The organism is Halothermothrix orenii H 168 (assembly GCF_000020485.1).
Lineage (GTDB): Bacteria > Bacillota > Halanaerobiia > Halanaerobiales > Halothermotrichaceae > Halothermothrix > Halothermothrix orenii.
The window spans coordinates 131714-146517 of sequence record NC_011899.1 but is presented as its reverse complement, the minus strand read 5'-3'; the positions used below and the strand labels follow the sequence as shown (position 1 = coordinate 146517).

26 protein-coding genes are annotated in these 14804 nt (G+C 41.8%); all 26 read right to left on the bottom strand.

Annotated features, from left to right (window positions below):
• Positions 1 to 9 precede the first annotated feature (9 nt).
• Positions 10 to 1278, bottom strand: coding sequence for a preprotein translocase subunit SecY (secY, locus tag HORE_RS00790; RefSeq protein WP_012635095.1), 1269 nt, complete (start codon positions 1276 to 1278; stop codon positions 10 to 12).
• Complete coding sequence (rplO, locus tag HORE_RS00785) at positions 1279 to 1722, bottom strand: 50S ribosomal protein L15 (RefSeq protein WP_012635094.1); 444 nt, start codon at positions 1720 to 1722, stop codon at positions 1279 to 1281.
• 18 nt (positions 1723 to 1740) lie between these two features.
• The gene (gene rpsE / locus HORE_RS00780; protein WP_012635093.1) at positions 1741 to 2241 is read right to left on the bottom strand and encodes a 30S ribosomal protein S5; all 501 of its coding nucleotides are present in this window, start codon (positions 2239 to 2241) and stop codon (positions 1741 to 1743) included.
• Positions 2242 to 2259: 18 nt separating this feature from the next.
• The gene (gene rplR, locus HORE_RS00775) at positions 2260 to 2616 is read right to left on the bottom strand and encodes a 50S ribosomal protein L18 (RefSeq protein ID WP_012635092.1); all 357 of its coding nucleotides are present in this window, start codon (positions 2614 to 2616) and stop codon (positions 2260 to 2262) included.
• 18 nt (positions 2617 to 2634) lie between these two features.
• Positions 2635 to 3174: a 50S ribosomal protein L6 gene (gene rplF, locus HORE_RS00770; RefSeq protein WP_012635091.1), complete on the bottom strand. Its 540-nt coding sequence runs from the start codon at positions 3172 to 3174 to the stop codon at positions 2635 to 2637.
• A gap of 38 nt (positions 3175 to 3212) precedes the next feature.
• Complete coding sequence (rpsH, locus tag HORE_RS00765; protein WP_012635090.1) at positions 3213 to 3611, bottom strand: 30S ribosomal protein S8; 399 nt, start codon at positions 3609 to 3611, stop codon at positions 3213 to 3215.
• 22 nt (positions 3612 to 3633) lie between these two features.
• Positions 3634 to 3819, bottom strand: a complete 186-nt coding sequence (locus HORE_RS00760) for a type Z 30S ribosomal protein S14 (RefSeq protein ID WP_012635089.1) — start codon at positions 3817 to 3819, stop codon at positions 3634 to 3636.
• Positions 3820 to 3835: 16 nt separating this feature from the next.
• Positions 3836 to 4375: a 50S ribosomal protein L5 gene (gene rplE / locus HORE_RS00755; protein ID WP_012635088.1), complete on the bottom strand. Its 540-nt coding sequence runs from the start codon at positions 4373 to 4375 to the stop codon at positions 3836 to 3838.
• A gap of 30 nt (positions 4376 to 4405) precedes the next feature.
• Positions 4406 to 4720, bottom strand: coding sequence for a 50S ribosomal protein L24 (gene rplX / locus HORE_RS00750; RefSeq protein ID WP_012635087.1), 315 nt, complete (start codon positions 4718 to 4720; stop codon positions 4406 to 4408).
• Between the two features lie 13 nt (positions 4721 to 4733).
• On the bottom strand, positions 4734 to 5102 hold the full coding sequence (rplN, locus tag HORE_RS00745) for a 50S ribosomal protein L14 (protein ID WP_012635086.1): 369 nt from the start codon (positions 5100 to 5102) through the stop codon (positions 4734 to 4736).
• Between the two features lie 25 nt (positions 5103 to 5127).
• Complete coding sequence (rpsQ, locus tag HORE_RS00740) at positions 5128 to 5388, bottom strand: 30S ribosomal protein S17 (protein ID WP_012635085.1); 261 nt, start codon at positions 5386 to 5388, stop codon at positions 5128 to 5130.
• Between the two features lie 23 nt (positions 5389 to 5411).
• Positions 5412 to 5615 carry a 50S ribosomal protein L29 gene (gene rpmC / locus HORE_RS00735; RefSeq protein ID WP_041605714.1) on the bottom strand — a complete coding sequence of 68 codons (204 nt, stop codon included), beginning with the start codon at positions 5613 to 5615 and terminating at the stop codon, positions 5412 to 5414.
• On the bottom strand, positions 5605 to 6039 hold the full coding sequence (gene rplP, locus HORE_RS00730) for a 50S ribosomal protein L16 (protein ID WP_012635083.1): 435 nt from the start codon (positions 6037 to 6039) through the stop codon (positions 5605 to 5607). The genes rpmC and rplP overlap by 11 nt, the downstream gene beginning before the upstream one ends.
• A 27-nt stretch (positions 6040 to 6066) precedes the next feature.
• Entirely contained in the window at positions 6067 to 6711 is a 645-nt protein-coding gene (gene rpsC / locus HORE_RS00725; RefSeq protein WP_012635082.1) for a 30S ribosomal protein S3, read from the bottom strand.
• Between the two features lie 3 nt (positions 6712 to 6714).
• Positions 6715 to 7056, bottom strand: a complete 342-nt coding sequence (gene rplV, locus HORE_RS00720) for a 50S ribosomal protein L22 (protein WP_012635081.1) — start codon at positions 7054 to 7056, stop codon at positions 6715 to 6717.
• Positions 7057 to 7106: 50 nt separating this feature from the next.
• Positions 7107 to 7391, bottom strand: coding sequence for a 30S ribosomal protein S19 (rpsS, locus tag HORE_RS00715; RefSeq protein ID WP_012635080.1), 285 nt, complete (start codon positions 7389 to 7391; stop codon positions 7107 to 7109).
• A 21-nt stretch (positions 7392 to 7412) separates the two neighbouring features.
• The gene (gene rplB / locus HORE_RS00710; protein WP_012635079.1) at positions 7413 to 8246 is read right to left on the bottom strand and encodes a 50S ribosomal protein L2; all 834 of its coding nucleotides are present in this window, start codon (positions 8244 to 8246) and stop codon (positions 7413 to 7415) included.
• 27 nt (positions 8247 to 8273) lie between these two features.
• Positions 8274 to 8564: a 50S ribosomal protein L23 gene (gene rplW, locus HORE_RS00705; RefSeq protein WP_012635078.1), complete on the bottom strand. Its 291-nt coding sequence runs from the start codon at positions 8562 to 8564 to the stop codon at positions 8274 to 8276.
• A complete protein-coding gene (gene rplD, locus HORE_RS00700; protein ID WP_012635077.1) occupies positions 8561 to 9190 on the bottom strand; it encodes a 50S ribosomal protein L4 in 630 nt (209 codons plus the stop codon). The genes rplW and rplD overlap by 4 nt, the downstream gene beginning before the upstream one ends.
• A 29-nt stretch (positions 9191 to 9219) precedes the next feature.
• Positions 9220 to 9855, bottom strand: coding sequence for a 50S ribosomal protein L3 (gene rplC, locus HORE_RS00695; RefSeq protein WP_012635076.1), 636 nt, complete (start codon positions 9853 to 9855; stop codon positions 9220 to 9222).
• 17 nt (positions 9856 to 9872) lie between these two features.
• Positions 9873 to 10184, bottom strand: coding sequence for a 30S ribosomal protein S10 (gene rpsJ / locus HORE_RS00690; RefSeq protein WP_012635075.1), 312 nt, complete (start codon positions 10182 to 10184; stop codon positions 9873 to 9875).
• A gap of 153 nt (positions 10185 to 10337) precedes the next feature.
• Positions 10338 to 11531: an elongation factor Tu gene (tuf, locus tag HORE_RS00685; RefSeq protein WP_012635061.1), complete on the bottom strand. Its 1194-nt coding sequence runs from the start codon at positions 11529 to 11531 to the stop codon at positions 10338 to 10340.
• Between the two features lie 27 nt (positions 11532 to 11558).
• Positions 11559 to 13628 (bottom strand): elongation factor G, encoded by a 2070-nt coding sequence (fusA, locus tag HORE_RS00680; protein ID WP_012635074.1) that lies wholly within the window; start codon positions 13626 to 13628, stop codon positions 11559 to 11561.
• 35 nt (positions 13629 to 13663) lie between these two features.
• The gene (gene rpsG, locus HORE_RS00675) at positions 13664 to 14131 is read right to left on the bottom strand and encodes a 30S ribosomal protein S7 (RefSeq protein ID WP_012635073.1); all 468 of its coding nucleotides are present in this window, start codon (positions 14129 to 14131) and stop codon (positions 13664 to 13666) included.
• A 20-nt stretch (positions 14132 to 14151) separates the two neighbouring features.
• Positions 14152 to 14523, bottom strand: a complete 372-nt coding sequence (gene rpsL, locus HORE_RS00670; RefSeq protein ID WP_012635072.1) for a 30S ribosomal protein S12 — start codon at positions 14521 to 14523, stop codon at positions 14152 to 14154.
• Positions 14524 to 14541: 18 nt separating this feature from the next.
• Positions 14542 to 14790 (bottom strand): ribosomal L7Ae/L30e/S12e/Gadd45 family protein, encoded by a 249-nt coding sequence (locus HORE_RS00665; protein ID WP_012635071.1) that lies wholly within the window; start codon positions 14788 to 14790, stop codon positions 14542 to 14544.
• Between the last annotated feature and the right edge of the window lie 14 nt (positions 14791 to 14804).

The window sequence follows — 14804 nt, the reverse complement described above, 5'->3', positions numbered from 1 at the left end:
CCCCCTTTTTTATTTCATAAATCCTTCATAGTGCCTCATCAATAACTGGGATTCAATCTGCTGCATTGTCTGTAAGGCAACACCGGTCATAATTAAGAGGGAAGTTCCACCAAAACTAATTCTAACCCTGGTAATATCACTGATAAAATAGGGCATAATAGCAATTACAGTCAGGAAAATAGCACCGGCAAGGGTAACCCTTACCAGAATCCTGGTCAGGAAGTTTTCAGTAGCCTTACCCGGTCTAATACCAGGAATAAAGGCACCTGACTTCCTCATATTATCGGCTACTTCTTCAGGATTAAAGGTAAATGCAGTCCAGAAATAGGTAAAGAAGAAAATCATAGCTGCATACAGGACTAAATGTACTGGTTTGCCCGGTTCAAGGGCTGTTGCTATATCCTGAGCCCAACCGTATGGAAGCACGGCAGCAATAACTGTCGGGAACTGTAATACAGCCTGGGCAAATATTACCGGAATAACCCCTGCCTGGTTAATCCGCATCGGAATATGGGTACTTCTACCCCCGTATACCTTACGGCCAACAACTCTTTTTGAATACTGAACAGGAATTCTCCTCTCACCCTGCTGAATAAAGATAACCCCGGCGATAATTACAACGGCTAAAACCAGGAAGAATAGTATATTTAGTGCTGTTATATCTCCAGTTTTATATAATTCCCAGTTGCGATGTATATAGGATGGGAATCTGGAAATAATTGAAGTGAATATAATGATTGATATTCCGTTACCAATACCTTTGTCGGTGATCTGTTCCCCAAGCCACATTAAAAAAGCTGTACCCGCAGTCAAACTGATTACAATTAACATAAGATTGAATAGATTAGGATTTACAATAACATTATGTCTTCCTATTAACATGGTAATACCAAAGGCCTGAATAATAGCCAGGACTACAGTTCCGTAGCGGGTATACTGGGTTAACTTTTTACGTCCTTCAACACCCTGTTTCTGTAATTCCTCCAGTCTGGGGATAACTCCGGTTAATAACTGCAAAATAATTGAAGCAGTAATATAGGGGGTAATACTCATGGCAAAAATGGTAAAATTCCTCAAAGCTCCCCCGGCAAAGAGGTCCAGGTAATCAAATACCCCCTGAGCTGTCCCCTGAAATAGGATCTCACGTAATTTAACAACATCAATACCGGGTACTGGAATATGAGCCCCGATCCGGTAGACAACCATCATCCCCAGCACAAATAAAATCTTCTTCCTGATTTCCTTCACTTTAAAGGCATTCTTTAAAGCAGATATCAATTAAATCACCTCAGCCTTCCCACCGGCAGCTTCAATTTTCTCTCTGGCACTTTTAGTAAAAGCATGAGCCTTAACAGTTAAAGCCTTATCAAGCTCACCATTACCAAGAATTTTGACACCTGACCTGGCAACCTTATCAATAATTCCCTTCTCTAATAACTTTTCAGGGGTCACTTCCTCCCCTTTGTTAAATTTATTCAACTGATATACATTCACTTCATTATAAACTTTTTTAAAGATATTGTTAAAACCCTTTTTGGGAAGCTTTCTGAATAAGGGGGTTTGACCACCTTCAAAAGTAGGTCTTACTCCACCTCCAGAACGGGCATTCTGCCCCTTGCTTCCTCGCCCGGAAGTAAAACCTCTTCCAGAACCAGTTCCACGACCAACCCTTTTACGCTTCTTTTTAGCATCTTTAGCGGGACGCAAATCGTGTAGTTTCATGATTACACCTCCTTACTGTTAGCCCATTAATTCTTCTACATCTTTACCTCTTAAATCGGCCACTTCTTCAATGGTTTTAAGCTGACTAAGTCCGGTCAAAGTTGCTTTAACCATATTGATGGGGTTACTGGATCCTAAAGATTTAGTGAGAATATCTCCAATTCCAGCCAGCTCAACTACCGCCCTGACAGGGCCACCGGCAATAACACCAGTACCGGGAGCAGCAGGTTTTAATAACACTTTTCCGGCTCCAAATTCTCCTACGATTTCGTGTGGAATTGTTGTGTTAACGATAGGTACCTTGATTAAATTCTTTTTACCGTCTTCAACACCCTTGCGGATGGCTTCAGGGACTTCGTTAGCCTTACCAAAGCCAACCCCGACATGCCCGTTGCCATCTCCAACAACAACCAGAGCACTGAAGCTAAATCTACGGCCACCTTTTACTACTTTTGCTACCCTGTTAATATTAACAACACGTTCTTCTAAATCCAGTTTATCGGGATCAATATTCTTCATAGATTCGCCTCCTTCTTGTTAAAATTTCAATCCTTTGGCCCTGGCGGCTTCTGCTAGTGCTTTAATCCGGCCATGGTATCTATTTCCACCTCTATCAAAAACCACCTTTTTAATTCCCTTTTCCAGGGCCCGTTCAGCTACCAGTTCTCCAACTTTTTTGGCAGCCTCTACATTTCCACCATTATCAATTTCATCCCTGATAGCAGGATCGAGGGAAGAAGCTGAAACAAGTGTGTGTCCGGAAATATCATCTATTACCTGGACATAAATATTTTTTTTGCTGCGAAAAACACTCATTCTTGGCCGTTCCGGGGTTCCAAAAATCTTATTCCTTATGCGGAGATGGCGGCGTTTTCTGGCAAGCCTTTTATCCATAACCATTCACTCCTTCCTTTAACCAGTTTTACCTTCCTTGCGTCTGATGTGTTCTCCTTCATACCGTATCCCTTTACCTTTATAAGGTTCAGGCTTCCTGACAGCCCTGACTTTTGCTGCCATTTCACCTACCTGCTGTTTATCAATACCCCTGACAACTATTTTATTATTTTTTTCAACATCAAATTCAATACCATCTTCGGCCTCGATTATCACCGGATGGGAGTATCCAACTTCCAGCTCCAGGTCTTTACCCTTCTTTTTGGCATTATAACCAACCCCGACCATTTCAAGCTTTTTCTCAAAACCGTTGGTAACCCCTTCTACCATACTGTCGATTAAACTTCTGGTAAGACCCTGGAAAGCACGGGCATCCTTATCCTTATCATGTACCCGTCTTACCAGCACCTGTCCGTCTTTAACCTCAACTGTTACTTTTTTATTATTAAACTCTTTAGTAAGTTCCCCTTTAGGGCCCTTTACCGTAACCAGATTATCATTAACAGATACATCAACTTTTTCTGGAATATCTACGGGTAATTTACCAATACGTGACACCTGTTTTCACCTCCGTTTATCATATATATCTTACCACCTTACCAGACATAACAGAGGACTTCTCCTCCAATACCCTCCTGCCTGGCCTGTTTATCAGTTAAAATTCCGCGGGAAGTAGATAAAACAGCAATGCCGAGGCCTCCCAGAACTTTAGGCACCTCGTCTTTTTTGACATAAACCCTTAATCCGGGTTTGCTTATTCTTTTTAGCCCGGAAATTACTTTTTCACCATTTTTACTATATTTTAAATATATTCTCAAAGCATTCTGGGGTTTCTTTTCAATAACTTTATAATCTTTGATATAACCCTCTTCTTTTAAAATCCTGGCAATAGAAATCTTCATATTAGATGCCGGTATATTAACAACGTCTTTATTGGTATCATTGGCATTACGAATCCGGGTTAGCATATCAGCAATGGGATCAGTTATATTCACCTTACAGACCTCCTTTCACAGTTTACCAGCTTGCTTTTTTTACTCCGGGGATTTCACCCTTATGAGCCAGTTCACGGAAACAAATTCGGCAGAGGTCAAATTTCCTCATATAACCCCTGGCGCGACCACACCGTTTACACCTGTTAACTTTCCTGGTTGAGTACTTGGGTTCCTTCTTGGCTTTCTCCATTAAGGCTTTTCGGGTCATTTATATCCCCCTTTCTTTATTGGTTAAAAGGCATACCCATTAATTTCAATAATTCATAGGCTTCTTCATCAGTCTCAGCTGATGTGACAATGGTAATTTCAAGTCCATATACCTTATCAACTTTATCTATTTCAATTTCAGGGAAAACAATATGCTCCCTGATTCCAATATTATAGTTTCCTCTTCCATCAAAAGATTTTGGGGAAACACCCCTGAAATCACGGATACGTGGCAAAGTTACATTAACTAATTTATATAAAAACTCATACATCGTTTCACCACGAAGGGTAACCTTTGCTCCTATTGGCATACCTTCTCTTATTTTAAAGTTAGCCACTGACTTTTTAGCCCTGGTGATTACAGGTTTTTGGCCAGTAATACTGGCAATATCGTTAACGACAACATCAATTAATTTAGGATCTTCCTTGAGTTCACCCATACCCACATTAACAACAACTTTTTCAACCCTGGGTACCGCCATTATATTTTCATAATCAAACTTATCCATTAATTTCGGTACAATCTCTTCTTTATACTGTTCAGCCAGAACAGACATGCTTTAACCTCCTTTCACTACCGGGCACAATTATTTATCCACTACTTCATCACATTTTTTGCATTTTCTTACTTTTTGACCATCTTCGAGATAGGTAGCACCAATCCTGGTTTTCTCATCACAGTTGGGACAGACAAGCATAACATTGGAAATGTGGATCGGTGCTTCGTTTTTAACAATACCGCCCTGGGGCATATCAGGGGTAGGGCGCATATGACGGTGAACAATATTAATTCCTTCAACAATCACCCTATCCTCCCTGGGTATAACCCTCAAAACTTTACCCCTTTTTCCACGGTCTTTTCCTGCTATCACTTCGACAAGATCTCCCTTTTTTACTCGCATTTGTACTCCCCCTTTATAAAACCTCAGGTGCTAAGGAGATTATTTTCATAAAATTCTTCTCCCTTAATTCCCGGGCAACGGGACCAAAGATACGGGTTCCCCGTGGGTTATTAGCTTTATCTATAAGAACAGCTGCGTTTTCATCAAATTTAATATATGAACCATCAGGCCGCCTGGTTTCTTTTTTGGTTCTGACAACAACGGCCTTAACAACCTCACCCTTTTTTACCATTCCGTCAGGGATTGCTTCTTTAACTGTAGCGACGATTATATCACCAACACCGGCATATCTTTTACGGGAGCCTCCGAGTACTCTAATACACAATAATTCCCTGGCACCTGTATTGTCGGCTACTCTTAAGCGACTCTCAGCTTGAATCACTGTAACCCCTCCTTTCAGTTAAAAACTACTTGGCCTTTTCGATAATTTCAACAACCCGCCACCTTTTATTTTTGCTTAAAGGACGGGTTTCCATTATCCTGACTTTATCTCCAACGCCACATTTATTTTCTTCATCATGGGCTTTAAATTTCTTGGTTTTCTTCATTACTTTTTTATAAAGATGGTGTTGGGTCCGTCTTTCCACGGCCACAGTTACGGTTTTATCCATTTTATCACTAACTACAACCCCAACACGTTCTTTACGTTTATTCCTCTCAACTACCATATTAAACCTCCTTTCGAGTTACACTAAGCCCTCTTTATACCTAACTCCCGTTCCCTCATTATAGTCTTAATTCTGGCTATGGTCCGTTTAACCTCCCTGATTCTCATCGGGTTTTCCAGCTGGGCTGTAGCATGTTGAAACCTTAAATTAAATAATTCTTCTTTAAATTCCCGTAACTTCTGCTGTAATTCGGCATCTGTTAATTCCCTTAATTCATCAGCTCTCATTGGCCTCACCATCCATTTCTTCCCTCTTGACGAATCTTGTTTTTATTGGTAGTTTATGAGAAGCTAGCCTGATAGCCTCTCTGGCCAGTTCCTCACTAACCCCGGCTACTTCAAACATAATTCTTCCGGGTTTAACTACAGCTACCCATTTTTCGGGGGCTCCTTTACCTCCACCCATACGGGTTTCAGCTGGTTTAGCAGTTACCGGTTTATCAGGGAAGATTTTAATCCAGACCTTCCCGCCTCTCTTTAAACTCCTGGTAATGGCAACACGGGCAGCCTCTATCTGTCTATTGGTAATCCAGGCTGGTTCTAATGCCTGTAATCCGTATTCTCCAAATGTTATTCTATTACCACGCTTGGCCTTTCCGGTCATACGTCCACGATGCTGTTTGCGGTATTTAACCCTTTTTGGTATTAACATCTCAAGGCCTCCTTTCCCTGTAAATATCTACTTATCTTCAACTTCGGGTAATACTTCTCCCTTATTAATCCATACTTTTACACCAATTTTACCATAAGTGGTATAGGCTTCAGCAAAACCATAATCAATATCGGCCCTTAAAGTATGCAGTGGTACCCGACCGTCACTATATCCTTCAGTTCTGGCCATTTCGGCACCACCTAAACGCCCACTGCTCTGTACTTTAAAACCTTCAGCACCCATACGCATAGCACGATTCATGGCCTGTTTCATAGCCCTTCTAAAGGATATCCTTCTCTCCAGCTGGGCTGCAATATTTTCAGCAACGAGCTGGGCATCAAGTTCAGGATCTTCAACTTCGACTACATTTATCTGAACATTTTTTCCGGTCATTTGCTCTATGTCTTTCCTCAGAGCATCAACTTCAGATCCACCCCGACCAATAACCATACCGGGACGGGCAGTATAAACATCAAGTTTTAAGCGGTTAGCAACCCTTTCAATTACAATTCTTGAAATCCCGGCATCATACATTTTATTTTTAACGTGGTTTCTAATCTTTAAGTCTTCCTGAAGAAGATCAGCATAGTTATTTTTATCGGCATACCACTTGGCATCCCAGTCTTTGATTACACCGACTCGAAGACCATGTGGATGGACTTTTTGACCCAAAATTTATCCCTCCTTCTTTTCACTAACCACAATAGTTATGTGGCTGGTTCTTTTTCTGATAAGGCCGGCCTGACCCATAGCCCGGGCCCGGTACCTCTTCATAGTTGGACCTTCATCTACATAAGCTTTGGAAACATATAAGTCCTCTACCATCATATCATGGTTATTTTCCGCATTTGCAATAGCAGAATTTAAAACTTTTTCAATAATGGATGAAGCCTTTTTAGGAGTATGTTTTAAAATACCAAGGGCTTCACCTATTTCTTTCCCTCTAATTAAGTCAATTACCTGTCTTGCCTTGCGCGGGGAAACTCGGACATATTTGGCAACAGCTCTAGCCTCCATAGCACAACCCCCTTTTCCTTTCTGCTAGGACTGATAATTCGTTAATCAATCTATTTGAGTGCGGTTGAACGCTCTGTATGGGCACCATGCCCCCTAAATTTCCTGGTCGGAGCAAATTCCCCTAACTTATGACCAACCATATCTTCAGTTATATAAACCGGAACATGTTTTTGACCATCATGGACTGCTATAGTATGGCCTACCATTTCAGGAAATATTGTCGAATCCCTTGACCAGGTTTTAATAACTTTTTTCTTACCGCTTTCATTCATTTCTTTAATTTTATTTAAAAGTTTCTTATCAACATAAGGTCCTTTTTTCAGTGACCTACCCAAGATTACCCCTCCTTTCTTTAATTACCGTTTGCGGGCACGGCGAGAACGGATAATATACTTATCAGAAGCCTTCCTTTTCCTGGTTTTCTTACCTAAAGTACGTTTACCCCATGGTGTAACCGGATGACGACCGGTTGAGGTCCGTCCTTCACCACCACCATGTGGGTGATCAACAGGGTTCATAGCTACACCACGAACGTGTGGCCTTTTACCCAGCCAGCGTTTACGCCCGGCTTTACCTATAGATATATTTTCATGATCGATATTTCCAACCTGACCTATAGTAGCCTTGCATTCAAGGCTTATTAACCTTACTTCACCTGAAGGCAATTTAATATGAGCATATTTGCCTTCTTTGGCAAGGATCTGGGCCATTGTTCCGGCAGCCCTGGCCAGCTGACCACCTTTGCCAGGCTTTAACTCTATATTATGAATAATAGTACCTACCGGTATATTTTTTAATTTTAAAGCATTACCGGGTTTGATTTCTGCATCTTCCCCGGATTTAACTGTATCTCCTACCTGCAATTTATTGGGGGCCAGGATATATCTCTTCTCACCATCTACATAGTGGAGTAAAGCAATTCGGGCAGAACGGTTCGGGTCATATTCTATACTGGCTACCCTGGCCGGTACCCCATCCTTATCACGTTTGAAATCAATAATACGATAGCGGCGCTTATGTCCCCCGCCCCTGTGCCTTACAGTTACACGTCCATAAGAGTTACGACCACCGGTCTTTTTCAATGGGGCAAGAAGGCTTTTTTCTGGCTCTCTTCTGGTAATCTCATCAAAGGCTGAAACTGTCATAAAGCGCCTGGATGGAGTGGTTGGTTTAAACTTTTTTATAGCCATCACTTTTCCCTCCTTTGTTTAACTTAATTACATACCTTCAAAAATCTCAATTCTGTCACCTTCAGAAAGCCTGACCATGGCTTTTTTCCAGTCGGGTCTTTTTCCTTCGTGCCAGCCCAGGCGTCTTTTCTTTCCTCTAACATTAATAGTATTAACCTTTATTACATCTACATTGAATATTTCCTCAACAGCCTTTTTAATCTCTATTTTATTGGCATCTTTTGCAACCTTAAAAGTATAGGTGTTATTTTCTTCAATTAAATCCATACTCTGTTCAGTTACAATTGGTTCTATAATGATATCACGTGGATCTTTCATCTGGCTAACACCTCCTCTACCCTTTTAACAGCCTCTTCAGACATAACAATACAATCATTGTTAAGAAGGTCGAATGCATTAAGGGCATCTACAACCAGAGTCTTTACTCCTGGAATATTACGGGCTGAGAGGTAAATGTTAGCATCCTTATCAGGTAAAATGATTAACACTTTTTTACCTTCCAGATTCAGATTTGATAATAATTCTACCACCTGTTTGGTTTTTGGGGTATCAAATTTCAATTCATCAAGGATAATCAATTCTTCATTCTGTGATTTATAACTTAAAATTGACCTCAAAGCCAATTTTTTAACCTTTTTGGGAACCTTTTTGATATGCTTGCGTGGTCTTGGACCGAAAACAATTCCACCACCAACCCATAAGGGTGACCGAATACTTCCATGTCTGGCCCGACCGGTTCCCTTCTGCCTCCAGGGTTTTCGTCCACCTCCGCTGACTTCACCTCTGGTTTTGGTAGAAGCTGTACCTCTACGCATAGTTGCCAGCTGAGCTGTGACAACCTGGTGAACAACATGTTCATTAACTTCTTCATTAAAAACGTTATCAGCTAAATCTATATCACCAACCCGGTTACCGGTTGTATCATACTTAGCTACCTGCGGCATTATATTATCCCCCTTTCTACTCAAATAACCTAGGCATTACTGGCTTTTTTAACTGCTTCCCTGATAGTTAAAATACCTTTGTTGGGTCCGGGTACAGAACCCTTAATTAAAAGTAGATTTTTCTCAGAATCTACCCTTACTACCTCCAGGTTTTGAATGGTAACCCGGTCATGACCCATCCTTCCGGGAAGTTTCTGGCCTTTAAAAACTCGAGAAGCATCAACAGCACCAATTGAACCTGGAGCCCTGTGGAATCTAGAACCATGGCTCATTGGCCCTCTGCTAAAATTCCACCTTTTAATTGTACCGGCAAAACCTTTACCTTTGGAAATACCGGTTACATCTACCAGTTCACCTTCTTCAAATATATCAACAGTGATTTCATCACCTTCATTCAGGTCTTCAGGAAAGTCCATGAATTCTTTAACATGTTTTTTGGGTTTAACCCCTGCTCTTTCAAAATGGCCTTTCAAAGGTTTATTTACTCTGTGTTCAGGCACATCTTCAAAACCCACCTGCAGAGCATTGTATCCATCTCTTTCTTCAACTTTTTTCTGGATAACAACACAGGGGCCAGCCTGAACTACAGTTACTGGAATAACATTACCATCATCATCAAATATCTGGGTCATCCCCAGCTTTTTTCCAATTATTCCTTTGGCCACGACTTACACACCTCCTCTTATAACTTTATCTCAATATTTACTCCAGCCGGTAAATCCAACCTCATCAGGGCATCCACTGTTTTAGAGGTTGGATCAACTATATCTATCAATCTTTTATGGGTCCTCATCTCGAACTGCTCCCGGGAGTCCTTATGAACATGGGGTGAACGTAATACTGTATATACTTCCTTCTCAGTGGGAAGTGGAATAGGGCCTGATACCTCAGCTCCCGTTCTTTTTGCTGTGGCCACAATTTTCTGGGCTGACTGGTCAAGCAGTTCGTGTTCATATGCTTTTAAGCGAATCCTTATTTTTTCATGTTTAGCCATTATCTTCCCTCCTTCGTATGGCCGTAATATCAATACCAGCTCAATTAATATTAATAATGGCAAACTACCTTTTATATCTATAAAAACGGCATTTATATATTCACATAGAAAAAGAGAGGAGAAGAGACTCCTCTTCTTTTTCTATGTTGAGTGTTACTCAATAATCTGGCTGACAACACCGGCACCAACGGTACGGCCACCTTCACGGATAGCAAACCTTAATCCTTCTTCCATAGCAATGGGAGTAATTAATTTTACTTCCATCTCTACATTGTCACCGGGCATTACCATCTCTACTCCCTCTGGTAAGCTGATAGTCCCGGTTACGTCTGTGGTCCTGAAATAAAACTGGGGCCTGTATCCTTCAAAAAATGGAGTATGCCTTCCTCCTTCTTCTTTGGTCAGAACATATACCTCAGCCTTGAAGTGGGTATGTGGGGTTATACTCCCTGGCTTGGCTAATACCTGACCCCTTTCTATCTCATCTCTTCCTATACCCCTTAACAGGGCTCCAATGTTATCTCCTGCTACCGCTTCATCCAGTAACTTACGGAACATCTCTACCCCGGTTACTACGGTCTCCTGGGTCTCTTTAATCCCGATAATTTCTACCTCGTCACCGGGATGTAAGGTTCCTCTCTCTACCCTACCGGTAGCTACTGTTCCACGTCCGGTAATACTGAATACGTCTTCTACTGGCATCAAGAATGGTTTGTCTTTATCCCTTTCTGGTTCGGGAATGTATTCATCTACTGCTTCCATAAGTTCAATGATCTTCTTACCCCATTCTCCTTCAGGATCAGGATTTTCAAGAGCCTGTAATGCTGATCCAACTATTACCGGTACGTCATCTCCAGGGAATTCATATTCATTTAATAATTCCCTTACTTCCATCTCTACCAGCTCAATTAACTCTTCGTCATCTACCATATCGGCCTTGTTTAAAAAGACAACTATGCTCGGTACACCTACCTGACGGGCCAGAAGAATATGTTCTCTGGTCTGGGGCATCGGTCCGTCTGCTGCTGATACTACCAGAATAGCTCCGTCCATCTGGGCGGCCCCGGTAATCATATTCTTTACATAGTCAGCATGACCTGGACAGTCAACGTGGGCATAGTGCCTGTTAGCAGTCTCATATTCAACGTGAGAGGTAGCAATGGTTATTCCTCTTTCTTTTTCTTCAGGTGCATTATCGATAGAATCAAAGGGCATTACTTCAGCACTACCCAGATTTGATAATACAGCTGTTATCGCTGCTGTTAAAGTAGTCTTACCGTGGTCTACGTGACCTATGGTTCCAATATTAACATGCGGTTTTGTCCTTTCAAATTTTTCTTTTGCCATCCTTTTTCATCCTCCTTCAGTAATGTTTTATTTTCCAATTATTTCTTTAGCAATATTATCAGGGACAGGCTCATAATGGGAGAACTGCATGGTGTAAGTAGCACGTCCCTGGGTTTTAGAACGCAAATCGGTAGCATAGCCAAACATTTCTGCCAGGGGAACATAGGCTTTTACTACCTGGGCACTGGCTCTACGTTCCATCCCCTGAACATTACCACGGCGCCCGTTGAGGTCACCAATAACATCACCCATATATTCTTCTGGAACTACAACTTCAACATCCATAATTGGCTCCAGGATAACGGGACTAGCCTTTTGGGCACCTTCTTTAAAGGCTATCGAACCGGCAATTTTAAAGGCCATCTCTGAAGAGTCAACCTCGTGGTAACTACCGTCTTTAAGGGTTATCTTCAGGTCAACTGCCGGATATCCAGCCAGAACCCCGTTTTCCATAGCTTCAACAATACCATCTTCGACAGCAGGGATATATTCCTTGGGAATAGCCCCACCGACAATTTTATTTACAAACTCAAAGCCTTCTCCTTCTTCAAGAGGTTCAATGTCAATAATAACATGACCATATTGACCACGACCACCGGACTGACGGATAAACTTACCTTCAACATCAGTAACTTTCCGGGTAATGGTTTCACGATAAGCAACCTGGGGCCGACCTATATTAGCATCAACTTTAAACTCTCTTAACAGACGGTCGACAATTACCTCCAGGTGAAGTTCACCCATACCCCGGATTATGGTCTGACCGGTCTCTTCATCTGTCCTGACCTTAAAGGTAGGATCCTCTTCTGCCAGACGCTGTAAGGCCAGACTTAATTTATCCTGTTCAGCCTGACTCTTGGGCTCAATAGCTACTGAAATTACAGGTTCCGGGAATTCCATTGATTCCAGCACAATGGGATGGTCCTCATCACAGAGGGTATCACCGGTAGCGGTATTTTTCAACCCTACTGCAGCAGCCAGGTCTCCGGCATGAACTGATTCCCTTTCTTCCCTGTGATTAGCATGCATCTGGAGTATCCGGCCAATCCTTTCTTTATGTCCCTTTGTAGAGTTGTAGACATAAGAACCGGCCTCTAAAACCCCGGAATAAACCCTGAAGAAAGTTAGTTTACCGACATAGGGATCAGCCATAATCTTAAATGCCAGAGCGGAAAATGGCTCATCATCACCGGCTTTACGGATCTCTTCCTCTTCAGTATCAGGGTTCATACCTTCTACAGGTGGTACATCTACTGGAGAAGGTAAATAATCTATTACTGCATCTAAAAGGAGCTGAACTCCTTTATTTTTGAAAGCAGAGCCACAGAGCACAGGGACTATCTCAACATCAAGAACACCCTTCCTCAGGGCAGTCTTTAGTTCATCAGTTGTAATCTCTTCACCTTCCAGGTATTTCATCATTATTTCATCATCTAATTCAGATATTGCTTCCAGGAGGTTTTCCCTGTATTCTTCAGCCTGTTCCCGGTAATCTTCAGGTATATCAACCCTTTCATACTTAACCCCGAGATCATCTTTATAAACTACAGCATCCATTGTCACTAAATCTACAATACCTTCAAAATCATCTTCAGAACCAATAGGTATCTGTAAGGGAACAGCATTGGCCCCCAGTCGGTCTTCCATCATTTCAATTACATGGAAAAAATCAGCACCCATTCTATCCATTTTATTTACAAAGGCAATCCTGGGTACCTGGTATTTATCAGCCTGTCTCCAGACTGTTTCAGACTGTGGCTCAACACCACCAACAGCACAGAAAAGAGCGATGGCTCCATCAAGGACACGGAGGGATCTTTCTACCTCTACTGTAAAGTCCACGTGTCCAGGCGTGTCTATAATATTAATGCGATGTTTTTGCCATTCACAGGTAGTAGCAGCTGAAGTAATGGTAATACCTCTTTCCTGTTCCTGTTCCATCCAGTCCATTACGGCTGCTCCGTCATGCACTTCACCCATTTTATGCACTCTACCGGTGTAGTACAAAATACGTTCTGTCGTTGTAGTTTTTCCGGCATCAATATGGGCCATAATTCCTATATTCCTTGTCTTTTTCAAAGGATATTGCCGGGCCACTATTCTCCCCCCTTATTTAAACTTATCGTCATATATTACCATCTATAGTGGGCAAAAGCTCTGTTGGCTTCGGCCATCCGGTGAACATCTTCTTTCTTTTTAACTGCCCCACCGGTATTATTGGATGCATCAAGCAATTCACTGGCTAACCTTTCTACCATTGTTCTTTCACCACGATTACGGGCAGCCTCTACAATCCAACGAATACCAAGACTTACTCTTCTGGGTTCACTAACTTCTACCGGAACCTGGTAGTTAGAACCACCAACCCGGCGTGATTTAACTTCCAGAACAGGCATAACATTATCTAATGCCTTTTTAACAAGTTCAACCGGGTTTTCTCCGGTCCGTTCTTTTATAAGATCCATTGCCTGGTACATAATTCTTTCAGCCAGGCCCTTTTTGCCATCATACATAATTTTATTTATAAATCTAGCTATAATGACATCATTATAAACAGGGTCTGGATTAACTCTCCTTTTGGTAGCCCTATTTTTACGCATCTATATCCCCCCTTCATTACTTATTTCGGCTTTTTAACCCCATATTTGGAACGACCTTGTTTGCGGCCTTCAACACCAGCTGCATCAAGGGCACCACGAACAATATGATACCTGACACCAGGTAAATCCTTAACCCTGCCACCCCTTACCAGAACAACGGAGTGCTCCTGTAAGTTGTGACCAATTCCAGGAATATATGCTGTTACTTCAATACCATTGGTTAATCTAACACGGGCAACTTTTCTCAGAGCGGAATTAGGCTTTTTCGGTGTGGCAGTATATACCCTGGTACATACCCCTCTCTTTTGTGGTGAACCTTGGAGGGCAGGTGCAGTCTTTTTCTTCTTAACCTTTTTTCTCCCCTTGCGTATTAGCTGATTAATTGTTGGCATAAAAACACCTCCTTCCAGTTATTTCAATAATGCTGCACAGGCGGCCGATACATCAATTCCGCAGGCACGGCCTAATCTCAGTTTACTATCAACTTTTTCAATAGGTACATCATATTGGGTTGCAGTTTCTACAATCTGATTATATAATGGTTTGTCGATATCTTCAGCCAGGAAAACTTTTTTGACTTCACTATTTTTTATTGCTTTTAAGGTCTGCTTGGTACCTACTACCTTATTATCTATATTCTTAAGCTCGGTTAGCATCATCACTCATCCCCCTC

Excerpts from the sequence above, each read along its gene's own strand:
- rplO (WP_012635094.1), bottom strand. The coding sequence starts at position 1,722 with ATGAAACTACACGATTTGCGTCCCGCTAAAGATGCTAAAAAGAAGCGT.
- rpsE (WP_012635093.1), bottom strand. The coding sequence starts at position 2,241 with ATGAAGAATATTGATCCCGATAAACTGGATTTAGAAGAACGTGTTGTT.
- rplR (WP_012635092.1), bottom strand. The coding sequence starts at position 2,616 with ATGGATAAAAGGCTTGCCAGAAAACGCCGCCATCTCCGCATAAGGAAT.
- HORE_RS00760 (WP_012635089.1), bottom strand. The coding sequence starts at position 3,819 with ATGACCCGAAAAGCCTTAATGGAGAAAGCCAAGAAGGAACCCAAGTAC.
- rplE (WP_012635088.1), bottom strand. The coding sequence starts at position 4,375 with ATGTCTGTTCTGGCTGAACAGTATAAAGAAGAGATTGTACCGAAATTA.
- rplX (WP_012635087.1), bottom strand. The coding sequence starts at position 4,720 with ATGCGAGTAAAAAAGGGAGATCTTGTCGAAGTGATAGCAGGAAAAGAC.
- rpsQ (WP_012635085.1), bottom strand. The coding sequence starts at position 5,388 with ATGGTAGTTGAGAGGAATAAACGTAAAGAACGTGTTGGGGTTGTAGTT.
- rpmC (WP_041605714.1), bottom strand. The coding sequence starts at position 5,615 with ATGAGAGCTGATGAATTAAGGGAATTAACAGATGCCGAATTACAGCAG.
- rplP (WP_012635083.1), bottom strand. The coding sequence starts at position 6,039 with ATGTTAATACCAAAAAGGGTTAAATACCGCAAACAGCATCGTGGACGT.
- rplV (WP_012635081.1), bottom strand. The coding sequence starts at position 7,056 with ATGGAGGCTAGAGCTGTTGCCAAATATGTCCGAGTTTCCCCGCGCAAG.
- rplB (WP_012635079.1), bottom strand. The coding sequence starts at position 8,246 with ATGGCTATAAAAAAGTTTAAACCAACCACTCCATCCAGGCGCTTTATG.
- rplW (WP_012635078.1), bottom strand. The coding sequence starts at position 8,564 with ATGAAAGATCCACGTGATATCATTATAGAACCAATTGTAACTGAACAG.
- rplD (WP_012635077.1), bottom strand. The coding sequence starts at position 9,190 with ATGCCGCAGGTAGCTAAGTATGATACAACCGGTAACCGGGTTGGTGAT.
- rpsJ (WP_012635075.1), bottom strand. The coding sequence starts at position 10,184 with ATGGCTAAACATGAAAAAATAAGGATTCGCTTAAAAGCATATGAACAC.
- tuf (WP_012635061.1), bottom strand. The coding sequence starts at position 11,531 with ATGGCAAAAGAAAAATTTGAAAGGACAAAACCGCATGTTAATATTGGA.
- rpsG (WP_012635073.1), bottom strand. The coding sequence starts at position 14,131 with ATGCGTAAAAATAGGGCTACCAAAAGGAGAGTTAATCCAGACCCTGTT.
- rpsL (WP_012635072.1), bottom strand. The coding sequence starts at position 14,523 with ATGCCAACAATTAATCAGCTAATACGCAAGGGGAGAAAAAAGGTTAAG.
- HORE_RS00665 (WP_012635071.1), bottom strand. The coding sequence starts at position 14,790 with ATGATGCTAACCGAGCTTAAGAATATAGATAATAAGGTAGTAGGTACC.